The following is a 14,658-nucleotide window of genomic DNA, read 5'->3' as shown; positions in this document are numbered from 1 at the left end:
GCGCCGGAGCAGGATACGGCCGCCGGTTCGTTCATTGGGGGTTCCATGCAGGCTTTCAAATTCATTCTGGTCGCGGCGCTCGCGCTGCCTCTGGCGGGGTGTTTCGAGGGGCCTTCCGGTCCTGCGGGTCCGAAGGGCGAGGCCGGCATGGCCGGTCCCGCCGGGGCGGCAGGCCCTGCCGGCGCCACCGGGCCCGCCGGGCCTGCGGGTCCTTCCGGCCCTGCCGGTCCCACGGGTCCGCAGGGTCCTGCCGGCACGGCGGGCACGCCCGGCGCGCCGGGGTCCTCCGCCATCACCGTGCGCAGCGCGCCCTGCCCGTCGGCAGGCTGCACCAGCGGCTGCGAGAGCGGCGAGGTGATCGTCTCGGGCTATTGCGTCAACACCGAACGCAGCTTCCAGCACATCGCGTCCTTCGCCGATGATGGCGGCAAGACCGTGGTGGCGTGCGAGCACCCGGTGAAGGAAGTCGTCGCGGTCTGCCTCAAGCAGCCGTGATCCTCCGGTAGCCGATCTTCCAGGCGGGGCGGTGATGCGCGCGTCATCGCCCCGCCTTAAGTTCCGGCGGGCGGCCAAATGCTGCTCGTGCTTTGCCGCTCGTCCTGTCGAATGAGGTACCGTGCATGTCCTTGAAGGGTAAGAACGCCGTCGTCACCGGGTCGACCAGCGGCATAGGCCTCGCCATAGCCCGCGCCCTCGCTGCCGAGGGCGTGAATGTCACGCTGAACGGCTTCGGCGACGCGGCCGAGATCGAGCGGCTGCGGGCCGGCATCGAGAGCGATTTCGGCGTCGCGGCGCTCTATTCCGACGCGGATCTCACCAAGGGGGCCGCCTGTGCCGGGCTGATCGCCTTTGTGCAGGAAGCGCTCGGTTCGGTGGACATCCTCGTGAACAATGCCGGCGTGCAGCATGTCGCGCCGGTGGACGAATTCCCGGACGACAAATGGGACCTCGTCATCGCCCTGAACCTCTCCGCCGCCTTCCACACCATCAAGGCCGCCGTGCCCGGCATGAAGGCGCGCAAATGGGGCCGCATCATCAATACCGCCTCGGCCCATGCGCTGGTCGCCTCGCCGTTCAAATCGGCCTATGTCGCCGCCAAGCATGGCATTGCCGGCCTGACCAAGACCGTGGCGCTGGAAACCGCGCCGTTCGGCATCACCGTCAACGCCATCTGCCCCGGCTATGTCTGGACGCCGCTGGTGGAGCAGCAGATTCCCGACACCATGAAGGCGCGTGGCATGACCGAGCAACAGGTGAAGGACATGCTGCTGTCCGAGCAGCCGACTAAGCAGTTCGTCACGGTCGAGGAGGTAGCGGCTCTGGCGGTGTTCCTCGCCGGCGACAATGCCCGCTCGATCACCGGCGCGTTGCAGCAGATGGATGGCGGCTGGGTGGCGAAATAGCCGCTTCGCTAAAAGCAGGCGCCTCTCGACGCGCGGCCGGCTTTGTGGTGTGACGGCGCGATGAGCCAGACCGCCTCGTCTTCCGAAGACGCCGTCCCCGCCAATGAGGGGACGTTCGACATAGCCGCCCGCGTGCTGCACCGCGACGGGATGATGCTCGTCATCGACAAGCCGCCCGGCCTTGCGGTCCACAAGGGGCCGAAGGGTGGTGAGACGCTGGCCGACCATCTCGACGCGCTGCGCTTCGGCCTGCCCAATGCACCGGAACTCGCTCACCGGCTCGACAAGGACACCTCCGGCTGCCTCGTGCTCGGCCGTCACCGCAAGGCGCTGGCCGATCTTGGCAAGGCGTTTGCCGACGGGACGGTGGGCAAGACCTACATGGCCGTTGTGCGCGGCGTGCCGGCCGAGGCAGGCGGGCGCATCGAACTGAAGCTCGCCAAGCGCTCGCCGACGCGTGGCTGGTGGATGGCGGTCGACCCGAAGGGCCAGGAAGCCATCACCGAATGGCGTAAGATCGCTGAGGGCGAGGGGCTGGCGGTGCTGGCGCTCTCGCCGCTCACCGGGCGCACGCACCAGTTGCGCGTGCATCTCGACGCCATCGGCCACCCGATTCTCGGCGACAGCATCTATGGCGGCGCCTCGCGCCTGCCGGGCGGGCCGATCCTGCACCTGCATTCGCGGCGGGCGATCATTCCGCAGAAGAAGGGCCGCGATCCGGTCGATGCGCGCGCGCCTTTGCCCGCTCATATGCGCGCCACGCTGGAGCGGGCCGGGTTCGACCCGGCCGCGCTGGAGGCGCTGGCGGATGAAGCCGGCTTCACAAAGCTGGGTGGCTAGAGCACGCTCGGTGAATTCCGGCTCGCCGGACGTCCTCGAGGTTTTTGTTTTTACGCATTTTATTCACGCGAACCGGAACCCACTTCGCTCGAAAATGCTCTAGTTCCTAGCGGTCACCCGATTCCAGATCGAACACCGCAACGTCGCCAACCCCGTGCGCGAGCGCCGCGACGAGCGGCTCGGCAAGGCGCACATGGGCGGGATGGGTGAGGTAGGCGTCGCGGTCAAGGGCGGAACTGAACTGCATGACGAGGCCATGGCGATAGCCGTTGTGCAGGCCTTCCGGGCTGGTGTTGCTGCCGGCGCTCACGGCGACGAGGCCGGGAATGACCTCGGGAAGCCGGAGAAACGGCGCGAGCAGTTCATCGATGCGAGCGCCGGGCATGTTGTCGGGAAAGCGCAGAAGAACAATGTGCGTGATCATGGTCTGCCATGTCTCCGGGGGCGCTAGCTCTTCAGGGTCTTCGCCAGCCGGCCGCCGAACTGGCCGCAGCCGATCAGCCCGGGTGTCGGATGGGTGATGACCTGCACCGGCATCTCGGCGAGCCGCGCCTCGAAGGGCGGATGCTCCTCGAAGGCGGCGCGGAACGCCGAGCCGGCGAACAGGGTGGCAAGCCCGACCGAGACGCCGCCGGCGAGATAGACGCCGCCGCGCGCATTGGTGATGAGCGCGAGATCCCCGGCGATGCGACCGAACAACCGAAGGAAAACAGCGCAGCTGTGATGCGCCGCATCCTCGCCCCGCAAGGCGGCCGCGATCACCTCCTCCGGCGAAAGGCTGGCGCCGGACAAGATGCGGTGGATGCGGGCAAGGCCGGAGCCGGAGAGCGCATGCTCTACCACGACAGGGCCAAGCTCCTGCACCATGTGGCCGAGCAGCAGCGCCTCCTCGGAATCGGCGGCGCCGAGCCGCACGCGCCCGCCTTCGCCGGTCAGCACCATGCGGTTGCGACCCGCTTTTACCAGCATGGCGGTTCCGAAGCCGGTGCCGGGGCCGCAGACCAGAATGGGCGCATCGCGCTCCGCCCGGCCGGCGCCCACCGCGACGAGGTGTTCCGGGGTGAGCGCCAGCACGCCGAGGGCGAGCGCCTCGAAATCGTTCAGCGCGGCGAATTTCTGCCAGCCGAAATGGCGGCGCATGTCGCGCTTGGAAAAGGACCAGTCGCGGTTGGTCAGGCGAATGACCTCCTCATCCGCCGGCCCGGCCACCGCGAGCACCGCGCCGCCGACCGCCGCGCGGGCCTCCGACCCACGCTGGGCGAGGTCGGCCTCGATCATCTGCTTGAAGCCGCCGAAGTCGTCATTGCGGTGGATCTGGATGTCGCGCGGGACACCGCCCGTGTCGACAAGGGCCAGGCGCGAGGAGGTTCCGCCGATATCGGCGATGAGGATCAGGTTGGGCATGTTCCGTTCGCTGCTGGCGCAAGGCGTGAGGCGGGCCGGGAAGGCGGGTGGGCGGGCTGAAGGGGGATAGGACCCAATCTCGCCCGGTTCGACAACCCCCGAGCGGCTATTTGGATGCCTCGCCCCGGCGCGATCGACGGATAAGGTTGCCTTCCCGCGTGGCTGGGCCTAGTCCCATCGCGATGAAAGAACCGCGCTCCGCCTCCCGATCCGCTCCCGCCGCAGAAGCGCCCGGCCTTGCCGCCCGCCGGGCGGCGGCCGATGCCGTCGAAGCCGTGCTCGAAAACGGCCATCCGCTGGAGGAAACCCTTGAACGGCTGACCCGCGAACTGGATGAGCGGGATCGGGGGCTGGCGCGGATGCTCGCTGCAACCACGCTGCGGCGGCTGGGGAGCCTGCGCGCGCTGCTGCGCAGCCTGATGGAGCGGGCCATCCCCGAAAAGGCCCGGCGGGTCGAGGTTCTGATGCTGGTTGGCGCCGCGCAGATCCTGTTCATGGACGTGCCCGACCACGCGGCGGTGGGCACCACCGTGACGCTGGTGGGCGAGCAGGCCAGCACCGCCGGCTTCAAAGGCCTTGCAAATGCTGTACTTCGGCGGATCGCGCGGGAGGGCAAGGCGATCCTTCCCGACGTCGCGGACCAGCCGGAATGGATGGTTGAGGGCTGGACGGCCGCCTATGGCCCGGCCTCGGGCGAGGCGATTTCGCGGGCGCTGGCCAGTGAGGCCCCGCTTGACCTCACCGCCCGGCAACATCCTGAAGCGCTTGCGGAAAAGCTCGGCGGCCGGTTGCTGCCGACAGGCTCGGTACGTCTTGTCGAGGCCGGCAACGTCACCGCGCTGGCGGGCTTCAACGAAGGCGAATGGTGGGTGCAGGACGCGGCAGCGGCACTGCCGGCGCTGCTGCTTCGCCCTGCTGCAGGAATGACGATTGCCGACCTCTGCGCTGCACCCGGCGGCAAGACGGCGCAGCTGGCCGCTGCCGGCGCGCGGGTGGTGGCGGTCGACCGTTCCGCCCCGCGCCTGCGTCGGCTCAAGGCCAATCTGGAGCGGCTCAGCCTTGCCGCCGACATCATCGAGGCCGACGCCACCCGCCTCAAGGCCGGTCCGTTCGATGGCGTGCTGATCGACGCCCCCTGTTCGGCTACCGGCACCATACGCCGCCACCCGGAAGTGGCGTGGACCAAGGCGCCGGCCGATATTGTCAGCCTCGCTTCGCTGCAGGCCCGCCTTCTCGCCAACGCCGCCGAACTGGTGAGGCCGGGCGGGGTGCTGGTCTATTCCACCTGCTCGCTGGAGCCGGAAGAGGGCGAGCGGCAGATCGCCGCCTTCCTCGCCCTCCGCCCCGATTTCGTCCGCGACCCGGTGGTGCCCGGCGAGTGCGGCATTCCGGCGGAATGGATCAATGGAGAGGGCGAGGTTCGTACCCTGCCCACCCATCTGCCGGACGAGGACCCGCGCTATGCCGGCCTCGACGGCTTCTTCGCCGCGCGGCTGCGCAAGGGGTGAGGGATTTCACAGGGACCGGCAGGCCGGTTCGCGGGCGTGGGTGGGTGCGGCTGGACGTGCGGACTCGCTTCGCTAAGCTCGCGGCCATGGCAGAGCTGGTGATTCCCGGCGTCTTCGAGTGGGGCTGAGACGCTGATGGCCCGCGATATCTTTGCGGACCGTGCCCGTTTGGCGCGGTTCGCGGCCGAAACCGGCTGGAACGGCCTGGTGGCGCGAACCCTGGCGCATCCGTGGTTTCCGTGGCGCGCGACAGCCGTGCCGGTGCCCTCGCGCCTGCTGTTCGCCCCGCATGAGCTGCGCACCGGCGACCCGGCGCGGGCCGCCGACTTGTATGCCGGGCGCTACAGCTTCGCCGGCAAGCTGGTCCTGACCGATGGCGCCTCGCCCTTCGAGATGCTGCCGCCCTCGCCGGAATGGGCGCGCGACCTTTATTCCTTCTGCTGGCTGCGGCATTTGCAGGCCGCCGCTTCGCCCCTCGCCCGGGCGCATGCCCGCGCGCTGGTGGGTGACTGGATCGCCATGCGCGGCCACCGGCTGCCACAGGCCTCGCTGCCGGAAATAGCGGCGCGGCGGGTGGCGAGCTGGCTCACCCAGGCGCCGCTGATCCTGCAGGATGCCGACCCCGGCTTTCACCGCCGCTTCATCCGCAGCCTCACCGCGCAGGTGCGCTACATCAAGAGCGTCGGCCCGCACGCGCCGGACGGGAGGGCGCGCCTTGCCTGTGCGCTCACCCTGGCGCTGGCCAGCCTGTGCATGGCCGACCAGACCCGGCTGATGCGCACTGCGCAGAAGCGCCTGGTCGACGAACTTGATCGGCAGGTGCTGGGAGATGGCGGCCATGTCAGCCGCAATCCCGGCATGCTGGTCGAGGTTCTGCTCGACCTGCTGCCGCTGCGCCAGAGCTACGCCGCCCGCCATCTGCCGCCGCCGCCGGCGCTGCTCAACGCCATCGACCGCATGATGCCGATGCTGCGCTTCTTCCGGCATGTGGACGGCGCCTTCGGGCTGTTCAACGGCATGGGACCGACGCCGGCGGATGTGCTCGCCACCGTGCTCGCCTATGACGATGCGCGCGGGCGCCCGGTGTCGAACGCGCCTTATTCCGGCTATCAGCGCATGGAGGCGGGCGCGACGGTGGTGATCGCCGACACCGGCGCGCCGCCGCCCATGCCGCTGAGCCTTGAAGCGCATGCCGGCTGCCTTTCCTTCGAGCTCTCCGCCGGGCGGCACCGTATCGTGGTCAATTGCGGCCTGCCTGCCGCCGGGCGGGAGGAATGGCGCGCGATCGCACGGCAGACGGCGGCCCATTCCACCGTGGTGGTGGAAGACGCGTCATCCTGCCGCTTCCTCTCCGCCGGGCCGTTGACCCGGCTGTGCGGAGCGCCGGTGCTGGGCGGCCCGGGCGACCTGCATGTCGACCGTGGCGAGCGTGGGGGCGCCGATGTGCTGCGCGCCAGCCATGACGGCTATGCCCGGCGCTTCGGCGTGGTCCATCAGCGCTCCTGGCGGCTGTCGGCAGACGGCATGCGGCTGGACGGCGAGGACCTGTTCCGCGTTTCGCAGGGCGAGGAATTCCCCGCCGACCAGCCGGGCCGCTATGCGGTGCGCTTCCACCTGCACCCCTCGGTCGAGCCCTCCCGTGCCTCGGACGGGCAGACGGTGATCCTGCGGCTGCCCGACGGCGACGACTGGGCCTTCACCGCCCCGGACAGTGCCGTCGTCATCGAGGAAAGCATCTTCCTCGGCAGCGGCGCCGGTCCCCGTCGCACCGAGCAGTTGGTGATAACAGGCACGGCCCGGCAGACGCCGCGGGTGGAATGGACCTTCGTCCAGCTGCGGGCGCTGCGGGGATAGCGGGCGGGCCGCGTGGTGGAAGGTTCACCCGGAAGGCCAGACGTGATAGGGCGGCGGCCATCCTGTTTTCAACGCACTGGCCGCTCCCATGTCCGCTGACATCCGCCCCATCGCCCGCGCCCTCCTTTCGGTGTCCGACAAGACCGGCCTCGTGCCCTTCGCGCAGGCGCTGGCCGAAAAGGGAATCGCGCTGGTCTCCACCGGCGGCACGCGCAAGGCGCTGGCGCAGGCGGGGTTGGAGGTGAGTGACGTGTCGGACCTCACCGGCTTTCCCGAAATGATGGACGGGCGGGTGAAGACGCTGCACCCGGGCGTGCATGGCGGCATTCTCGCCATTCGCGACGATGCCGGCCACCGCGCCTCGATGGACGCGCACAACATCCTGCCGATCGACCTCGTGGTGGTGAATCTCTACCCGTTCGAGGCGACGGTGGCGGCGGGTGCGGGCTATGACGACTGCGTCGAGAACATCGACATTGGCGGGCCGGCGATGATCCGCGCCGCCGCCAAGAACCACGCCGATGTCGCGGTCGTGGTCGACCCGTCGAGCTATGCCACCGTGCTGGCCGATCTCAACGACAAGGGCGGCACCACGCTCGCCACCCGCCGCAAGCTGGCGCAGCTCGCCTATGCCCGCACCGCCACCTATGACGGGGCGATCGCGAGCTGGTTCGCCGAGGTGGAGGCGAAGGAAGACGCTGGCGAGGGCGCCGGGGCGGCGGCGGAAAGCCGCGTCTTCGGCGGTCGGCTGGCCGAGGCGCTGCGCTATGGCGAGAACCCGCACCAGAGCGCCGCCTTCTATGTCGGCGGCCCGGCCCGGCCCGGCGTCGCCACGGCGCGCCAGCTTCAGGGCAAGGCGCTCTCCTACAACAACCTCAACGACACCGATGCCGCCTTCGAGGCGGTGGCGGAGTTCGACCCGGCGCGGGCGCCGGCGGTGGTGATCGTCAAGCACGCCAACCCGTGCGGCGTCGCCGAGGGGGAGACGCTGGTCGAGGCCTATCGCAAGGCGCTGGCCTGCGACCCGACCTCGGCCTTTGGCGGCATCGTCGCGCTGAACCGCACGCTGGACGCCGAGGCCGCCCGTGCCATCGTCGACATCTTCACCGAGGTGATCGTCGCCCCCGACGCCACCGAGGAAGCCGCCGCCATCATCGCCACCAAGAAGAACCTGCGCCTGCTGGTCACCGGCGCGCTGCCGGACCCGCGCGGGGGCGGCCGGCTGGTGAAGTCGCTGGCGGGCGGCTATCTCGTGCAGTCGCGCGACAATGCGGTGGTGGACGACATGACGCTGAAGGTGGTGACCCAGCGCGCGCCGACCGAGGCCGAACTGGCCGACCTCGCCTTCGCCTTCCGCGTCGTGAAGCATGTGAAGTCGAACGCCATCGTCTACGCGAAGGGCCTGGCCACGGTCGGCATTGGCGCCGGGCAGATGAGCCGGGTGGATTCGGCGCGCATCGCCGCCCACAAGGCCCGCGACGCGGCGGCCGCCGCCGGGATGGCCGAGCCGTTGACGCGGGGCAGCGTGGTGGCCTCCGACGCCTTCTTCCCCTTCGCCGACGGGCTGGTCACCGCCATCGAGGCGGGAGCCACCGCCGTGATCCAGCCGGGCGGCTCGATCCGCGACACTGACGTGATCGCGGCGGCGGACGCGGCCGGCATCGCCATGGTGTTCACCGGCGTGCGGCACTTCCGGCACTGAGCGGAGGGCGAAACGCGAAAGGGCCGGCGTGCGGCCGGCCCTTCGATGGAGGCGGCGACCGCCCTCAGAAGCGGTAGGTGACGCCGACGCCGACGATCCACGGGTCGAGATCGGCGGTGCCGGAGAGGGCCTGGCCGGCGACCACGACGTCGAAATCGGGCTTCAGGAAGAGCTTCTTCACATCGACGTTGAGGCCCCAATGGTCGTCGAGCATGTAGTCGAAGCCGACCTGCAGCGCCCAGCCGAACGTGTCCTTCACGTCGATCGAATCGGCCGAATAGGCCTTCTGATCGAAGAAGAAGGTGTAGTTGATGCCGGCGCCGACATAGGGCTTGAAGGCGCCGAAATCGGTGAAATGATATTGCAGCGTCAGGGTCGGCGGCAGCAGCCAGACCTCGGCGATCTTGCCGAGGCTGGAAATCGTGCCGGCGCCGCTGATGTCGTGCGGCGTGACGCCGAGGATCAGCTCGGCGGCCCAGTTTTTGGTGAAATAGTAGGTGATGTCGAGTTCCGGGACGACGGCGTCGGAATAGTCGAGATTCGAGCCGTTGACGCCGTGTACCGACCCGCCATCCTCCGGGAACACGCCGAGCAGGCGCAGGCGAATCTGCCACGGGCTCTGTTCCACCACCGGGGCGGGGACCTTGTAGGCGAGCGGGGGCGTGCCTGCCATGTCGGCCGCGCGCGCCGGCGCTCCGCCGAGTACGGCGCCGAGAAGAACCAGACCCGCCGCCGGAGCGGAAAGACGATGTAATGTTGATCCGATGGACGGCATGCCCAAACCCCTTGATTCCCCTGCCCCTGTGCGGAGCACGCGGCTAGTGGTGGGGGGAGGGGACGGCCGTGAGCTTGATCGAGATCAATCCGGCGATACTCTTGTATTCCTGTGACCGGGGCGCAACAGGGGGAACAGCGACGGCCGTCGCGGCATTTCAGCGGGTGGAATAGACGTATACTAGAACAATCGGCTACAGCCGGTACGCGGGCGCCCATGCGGGGCCTGCGGCATCCGGCGGGGGGAAATGATGGGCGTCGAAGGGTTCCTGGCCAGCGAAGACGAGCGCGTCGCGCGCCAGCTCGTCGAGCAGGCGGACCTTATCCTGCAAGCGACCGACGGCGATGTGCCGGCCCGGTTCGCCCACGGGTTGTTCGGTCGGGCAGTGGCAGAGGATGTGCGTGTCTACACCCCGCACGAACTCGCCGGCCTGGCACGCCTCGCCTATGCGCATCTGAGGGTCCGGCGGCGCGACAGCTTCGACATCCGCATCGACCAGCCCGAGCCCGCCGAGGGCGGCGACCGGCTCGCCCGGGTGTCGGTGATCGAGATCGTCAATGACGACATGCCCTTCCTGCTCGACTCGGTCATGGGCGCGCTCAACGCGCAGGGCCTGACGGCGAGCTTCGTGGTGCACCCGATCATGGGCGTCGACCGCGACGCGAGCGGGCAGGTGACGGGCCTCGTCCCCGGCGAGACGCCGGCCGGCGCGCGCATGCGGCGCGAGAGCCTGATCCAGATCCACGTTCCGCGCATCGAGGACGAGGGCCGGCGCGCCGCGCTGATCGAGGACCTCGGCCTGGTGCTGAACCAGGTGCGCGTGGTGGTGGGCGCCTGGCAGCCGATGATGGCGCAGGTGCGCGCCGCCGTGACCAACCTCACCCTCGCCCCTGCCATGGTGCCGCGCGAGGACCGCGAAGAGGCGATCGCCTTTCTCGAATGGCTGCTGGCCGGGCGCTTCACCTTTCTCGGCTGCCGCCATTACCAGGCCACGGGCACGCCCGGCGGCACGAAGGCGACGGTGTTCGAGCGGCGCATGGAAGACGCGCTGGGGTTGATGACGGACGAGGAATTCCGGCTGTTCCGCCCCACCGGCGACCCGCGGACCGTGAGCACCGACCTTGCCGACGCGCTGGCCGACCCCAGCCCGCTGATCGTCACCAAGTCGCGCGCCGTGTCCAATGTCCACCGGCGGGCCTGGATCGATGTCGTGCTGGTCAAGCGCTACGATTCGCAGGGGCGCGTGGTCGGCGGGCTGTGCATCGCCGGGCTGTTCACCGCCACCGCCTATACGAGCTCCGTCCGCACCATCCCGATGCTGCGGCGCAAGGCCGCCACCGTGCTGGCGCGGGCCGGCTTCGCCCCCGAGAGCCATTCCGGCCGGGCGCTGGTGAAGGTGCTCGAAACCTATCCCCGCGACGACCTGTTCCAGATCGACACGACCGCGCTCTATCAGTTCTCGCTCGCCATTCTCCAGCTCGACGAGCACCCCCGCGTGCGGGTGCTGGCGCTCAATGAGCGGTTCGACCGATTCGTCTCGATCCTCGTCTTCGTGCCGCGCGAGCGCTACGACAGCGAGGCGCGCGAGAAGATCGGCAACCTGCTGGCATCGAGCTTCGGCGGCCAGATCGTCGCCTTCCGGCCGATGTTCCTGGAGGGGCCGCTCATCCGCGTCCACTTCATCATCGAGCGCGGCCCCGGCGAGGTGCCGACGGTCAATCGTGCCACGCTGGAAGAGGCGATCGGCGCCATCATCCGCACCTGGGGCGATGGCTTTGCCGAAGCGCTGGCCGCGACCGTGCCCGCCAGCAAGGCGAGCGAGCTGATGGAGCGCTACGCCAGGGCGTTCCCGGCCGGCTACCAGGCGGCCACCGCGCCGGCCGAGGCGATCGACGATCTCAGGCTGATCGAGGATCTGGGCGATGCGAGCCCGGTGGCAGCGGATTTCCGGGCTTCGGCGCTGGGCGAGCGTGGGCGGGTTTCGCTGAAGGTGTTCAGCCACAAGGTGCCGCGCCTGCTCTCCGAGCGGGTGCCGCTGCTCGAATCGATGGGCTTCGTTGTCATCGACGAGCGCACCTTCACCGTCCGGCCCGCCGGCGGCGCGCCGGTCTATCTGCACGACATGCTGCTGTCGCGGCGCGGCGGCGGCGACATCGCGCTCGATACGCTCGGGCCGAGGCTGCATGCGACGCTGATGGCGGTGCTGCGCGGCGGCGAGAGCGACGGCTTCAACGCGCTGGCGCTGAACGCCCAGCTCGGCTGGCGCGACATCGCGCTGCTGCGGGCGCTGGGGCGTTATCTGCGCCAGGTCGGCATTCCCTTCAGCCAGGACTATCTTTGGCAGACGCTGAACGCCCATCCCGCCCTTGCCCAGAAGCTGGTGGCGCTGTTCCATGCCCGCTTCGACCCCGACCACGCCGAGCGTAGGGCGGAGCGGCAGGAGGAACTGCGGGCCGCCATCGAGACCGCGCTGGCCGACGTGCCGAGCCTCGACGAGGACCGCATCCTGCGCCGCTTCGTCAACCTCATAGGCGCGGCGGTGCGGACCAGTTTCTTCCAGCGCGGGCCGCAGGGCAGCCACCGGCCGACCATCGCCTTCAAGTTCGCCAGCGCCGAGGTCGAGGGGCTGCCGCAGCCGCGCCCGCTGTTCGAGATCTTCGTCCAGTCGCCGCGTGTCGAGGGCATCCATCTGCGCTTCGGCCGCGTCGCGCGGGGCGGACTGCGCTGGTCCGACCGGCCGCAGGATTTCCGCACCGAGGTGCTGGGACTCGTCAAGGCGCAGCAGGTGAAGAACGCGGTCATCGTGCCGGTGGGCGCCAAGGGCGGCTTCGTGCCCCAGCAGCTTCCCGCCGGCCCGCGCGAGGCCATCCAGGCCGAGGGCGTCGAGGCCTACAAGCTGTTCATCTCCAGCCTGCTCGACGTGAGCGACAATATCGAGGACGGCCGCACCGTCCATCCCGCGCACACGGTGCGGCACGACGAGGACGACCCCTATCTGGTGGTGGCCGCCGACAAGGGCACGGCGACCTTCTCCGACACCGCCAACGCGCTCTCGCTGGAACGCGGCTTCTGGCTGGGCGACGCCTTCGCTTCCGGCGGCTCGGTCGGCTATGACCACAAGGCGATGGGCATTACCGCGCGCGGCGCCTGGGAGGCGGTGCGCCGGCATTTCCGCGAGATGGATGTCGACATCCGCCGCACGCCCTTCACCGTGGCCGGCGTCGGCGACATGTCCGGCGACGTGTTCGGCAATGGCATGATCCTGGAGAACACGATCCGCCTTGTCGCCGCCTTCGACCATCGCGACATCTTCCTCGATCCCAATCCGGACCCGGAAGCCTCGTTCCGCGAGCGCCAGCGGCTGTTCGCGCTGCCGCGTTCCTCCTGGCAGGACTACGACAAGTCGCTGATCTCGCCCGGCGGCGGCGTATTCCCGCGCACCGCCAAGAGCATCCCGCTGACCCTCGCTATGCGCGAGGTGCTGGGCTTCGACAAGAATTCGGCCTCCCCCTCCGAGGTGATCAGCGCGGTTCTGCGGGCGCCGGTCGACCTGTTGTGGTTCGGTGGCATCGGCACCTATGTGCGCGCCACCGCCGAGAGCGACGCGCAGGCGGGCGACCGCGCCAATGACGGCCTGCGGATCACCGGCAGCCAGGTGCGGGCGCGGGTGATCGGCGAGGGCGCCAATCTCGGCGTCACCCAGCGCGGGCGCATCGAGGCGGCGCGGCGCGGCGTGCGGCTGAACACCGACGCCATCGACAATTCCGCAGGGGTGAACACCTCCGATATCGAGGTGAACATCAAGATCGCCATGGCCCCCGCCTTGCGCGAGGGGCGGCTCGACCCGCAGGCGCGGGCGCAGGTGCTCGCGGGCATGACCGGCGATGTCGCCGCGCTGGTGCTGGCCAACAACTACCTGCAGACGCTGGCGCTCTCGCTGGCCGAGATGCGCGGCCTCGACGATCTCGGCTTTCTCCAGCGCCTGATGCAGCGGCTGGAGGAGCGCGAGCTGCTCGACCGCGCCGTCGAATATCTGCCGACCGACAGCGAGCTGAACGAGCGGCGCGGCCGGGGCGAGGCGCTTACCCGGCCGGAAATGGCGGTGCTGCTGGCCTATGCCAAGCTTTCCGCCCAGGCCGACCTGATCGACACCGACGTGCCGGATGACCCTTATCTGGCGCGCGAACTGGTGGCCTATTTTCCCGCCGAGCTGCGCGAGCATTTCCCCGAGGGTATCGAGCACCACCGGCTGCGGCGCGACATCATCGCGACCCGCCTGTCGAACGCCATGATCAACCATGGCGGCCCGGCCTTCGTCGCCCGGCTGACGGACGAGACCGGGGCGGGGATCGACAGCATCGCCAAGGCCTTCGCCGTGGTGCGCGACGGTTTCGGGCTCTCGGCGCTCAACGGCGAGATCGACGCGCTGGACGGGCTGGTGTCGGGCGCGGTGCAGCTCGACCTCTATGGCGTCGTGCAGGACATGCTGCTCGACCGCTCGATCTGGTTCCTGCGCAATGTCGACCTCCGGCGCAATCTCGACGAGCTTGTCGGCCATTACGCCGCCGGCATCGGCCCGGTGGAGAAGGTGCTCGCCGGCCCGGTGCGCGAATTGCTGCCCGAGGAGACGCGGGTGCTGCACGATGCCCGCATCAGCCAGTGGACGCAGGCCGGCGTGCCCGAAGTGCTGGCGCGGCGCATCGCCCGGCTGCCGGCGGTGGAGAGCGCGACGGACATCGTGCTGATCGCCGACCGCACCCGGGCGCCGCTGGCGGACGCCGCCGTGACCTTCTTCGCCGTCGCCCTGCTGTTCCGCCTCGACCGTATCCTCGGCCCGGCGCGCACCCTTTCGGTGAGCGACTATTACGACCGGCTGGCGCTGGAGCGGGCGCTCGCCGCCTTCGAGGCTGCGGTGCGGCGGCTCACCGCCGAGGTGATCGAAGATCACGGGGCCGGCGTCGCCGGGGTGTCGAGCTGGGCGCGGGCTCGCGGCGAGGTGGTGGAGCGGGCGCGCAACGGCGTGCACGAGATCGCCGGCTCGGGGCTCAGCGTGTCCAAGCTCTCGGTGGCGGCCAGCCTGATCGGCGATCTGGTGCGGGGGTAGTAGAGAGCCCGGCTCTGCGCTGCGCTTCGGCCGGGATGACGGAGGGGAGGCCCCCCTCCGTGCGGAAG

At 69.7% G+C, this 14,658-nt stretch carries 10 protein-coding genes; 7 read left to right on the top strand and 3 right to left on the bottom strand.

Going from position 1 to position 14,658, the window contains the following annotated elements:
* Positions 1 to 45: 45 nt before the first annotated feature.
* The 3 genes from EV667_RS18745 (at position 46) to EV667_RS18735 (ending at position 2,243) form a co-directional block, all read left to right on the top strand.
* Entirely contained in the window at positions 46 to 495 is a 450-nt protein-coding gene (locus EV667_RS18745) for a hypothetical protein (protein ID WP_131836893.1), read from the top strand.
* Positions 496 to 620: 125 nt separating this feature from the next.
* Positions 621 to 1,403, top strand: coding sequence for a 3-hydroxybutyrate dehydrogenase (locus EV667_RS18740; protein ID WP_131836892.1), 783 nt, complete (start codon positions 621 to 623; stop codon positions 1,401 to 1,403).
* A gap of 60 nt (positions 1,404 to 1,463) precedes the next feature.
* Complete coding sequence (locus tag EV667_RS18735; RefSeq protein ID WP_131836891.1) at positions 1,464 to 2,243, top strand: RluA family pseudouridine synthase; 780 nt, start codon at positions 1,464 to 1,466, stop codon at positions 2,241 to 2,243.
* A 106-nt stretch (positions 2,244 to 2,349) separates the two neighbouring features.
* Here EV667_RS18735 and EV667_RS18730 read toward each other — a convergent pair whose 3' ends face one another.
* Complete coding sequence (locus EV667_RS18730; protein WP_131836890.1) at positions 2,350 to 2,667, bottom strand: Dabb family protein; 318 nt, start codon at positions 2,665 to 2,667, stop codon at positions 2,350 to 2,352.
* Between the two features lie 23 nt (positions 2,668 to 2,690).
* A complete protein-coding gene (locus EV667_RS18725) occupies positions 2,691 to 3,647 on the bottom strand; it encodes a glucokinase (protein ID WP_131836889.1) in 957 nt (318 codons plus the stop codon).
* Positions 3,648 to 3,829: 182 nt separating this feature from the next.
* Between EV667_RS18725 and rsmB the strand changes: the two genes are divergently transcribed.
* The 3 genes from rsmB to purH all read left to right on the top strand — a co-directional run bounded on the left by rsmB (position 3,830) and on the right by purH (position 8,711).
* Positions 3,830 to 5,155: a 16S rRNA (cytosine(967)-C(5))-methyltransferase RsmB gene (gene rsmB, locus EV667_RS18720; protein WP_131836888.1), complete on the top strand. Its 1,326-nt coding sequence runs from the start codon at positions 3,830 to 3,832 to the stop codon at positions 5,153 to 5,155.
* A 135-nt stretch (positions 5,156 to 5,290) separates the two neighbouring features.
* Positions 5,291 to 7,009 (top strand): heparinase II/III family protein, encoded by a 1,719-nt coding sequence (locus tag EV667_RS18715; protein ID WP_131836887.1) that lies wholly within the window; start codon positions 5,291 to 5,293, stop codon positions 7,007 to 7,009.
* 88 nt (positions 7,010 to 7,097) lie between these two features.
* The gene (gene purH / locus EV667_RS18710) at positions 7,098 to 8,711 is read left to right on the top strand and encodes a bifunctional phosphoribosylaminoimidazolecarboxamide formyltransferase/IMP cyclohydrolase (RefSeq protein WP_131836886.1); all 1,614 of its coding nucleotides are present in this window, start codon (positions 7,098 to 7,100) and stop codon (positions 8,709 to 8,711) included.
* A gap of 64 nt (positions 8,712 to 8,775) precedes the next feature.
* On the opposite strand, the gene EV667_RS18705 is transcribed toward purH, so the two are convergent.
* Positions 8,776 to 9,486: an OmpW/AlkL family protein gene (locus EV667_RS18705; RefSeq protein ID WP_207907810.1), complete on the bottom strand. Its 711-nt coding sequence runs from the start codon at positions 9,484 to 9,486 to the stop codon at positions 8,776 to 8,778.
* Between the two features lie 250 nt (positions 9,487 to 9,736).
* On the opposite strand from EV667_RS18705, the gene EV667_RS18700 reads away from it, so the two are divergent.
* Positions 9,737 to 14,590: an NAD-glutamate dehydrogenase gene (locus EV667_RS18700; RefSeq protein WP_131836885.1), complete on the top strand. Its 4,854-nt coding sequence runs from the start codon at positions 9,737 to 9,739 to the stop codon at positions 14,588 to 14,590.
* Positions 14,591 to 14,658: the final 68 nt, after the last annotated feature.

Source organism: Ancylobacter aquaticus (assembly GCF_004339465.1).
GTDB classification, from domain to species: domain Bacteria; phylum Pseudomonadota; class Alphaproteobacteria; order Rhizobiales; family Xanthobacteraceae; genus Ancylobacter; species Ancylobacter aquaticus.
Note: the sequence above shows the minus strand (reverse complement) of the source record. Positions and strands in the feature narration are given on the sequence as shown.

Excerpts from the sequence above, each read along its gene's own strand:
- EV667_RS18745 (WP_131836893.1), top strand. The coding sequence starts at position 46 with ATGCAGGCTTTCAAATTCATTCTGGTCGCGGCGCTCGCGCTGCCTCTG.
- EV667_RS18740 (WP_131836892.1), top strand. The coding sequence starts at position 621 with ATGTCCTTGAAGGGTAAGAACGCCGTCGTCACCGGGTCGACCAGCGGC.
- EV667_RS18735 (WP_131836891.1), top strand. The coding sequence starts at position 1,464 with ATGAGCCAGACCGCCTCGTCTTCCGAAGACGCCGTCCCCGCCAATGAG.
- EV667_RS18730 (WP_131836890.1), bottom strand. The coding sequence starts at position 2,667 with ATGATCACGCACATTGTTCTTCTGCGCTTTCCCGACAACATGCCCGGC.
- EV667_RS18725 (WP_131836889.1), bottom strand. The coding sequence starts at position 3,647 with ATGCCCAACCTGATCCTCATCGCCGATATCGGCGGAACCTCCTCGCGC.
- rsmB (WP_131836888.1), top strand. The coding sequence starts at position 3,830 with ATGAAAGAACCGCGCTCCGCCTCCCGATCCGCTCCCGCCGCAGAAGCG.
- EV667_RS18715 (WP_131836887.1), top strand. The coding sequence starts at position 5,291 with ATGGCCCGCGATATCTTTGCGGACCGTGCCCGTTTGGCGCGGTTCGCG.
- purH (WP_131836886.1), top strand. The coding sequence starts at position 7,098 with ATGTCCGCTGACATCCGCCCCATCGCCCGCGCCCTCCTTTCGGTGTCC.
- EV667_RS18705 (WP_207907810.1), bottom strand. The coding sequence starts at position 9,486 with ATGCCGTCCATCGGATCAACATTACATCGTCTTTCCGCTCCGGCGGCG.
- EV667_RS18700 (WP_131836885.1), top strand. The coding sequence starts at position 9,737 with ATGGGCGTCGAAGGGTTCCTGGCCAGCGAAGACGAGCGCGTCGCGCGC.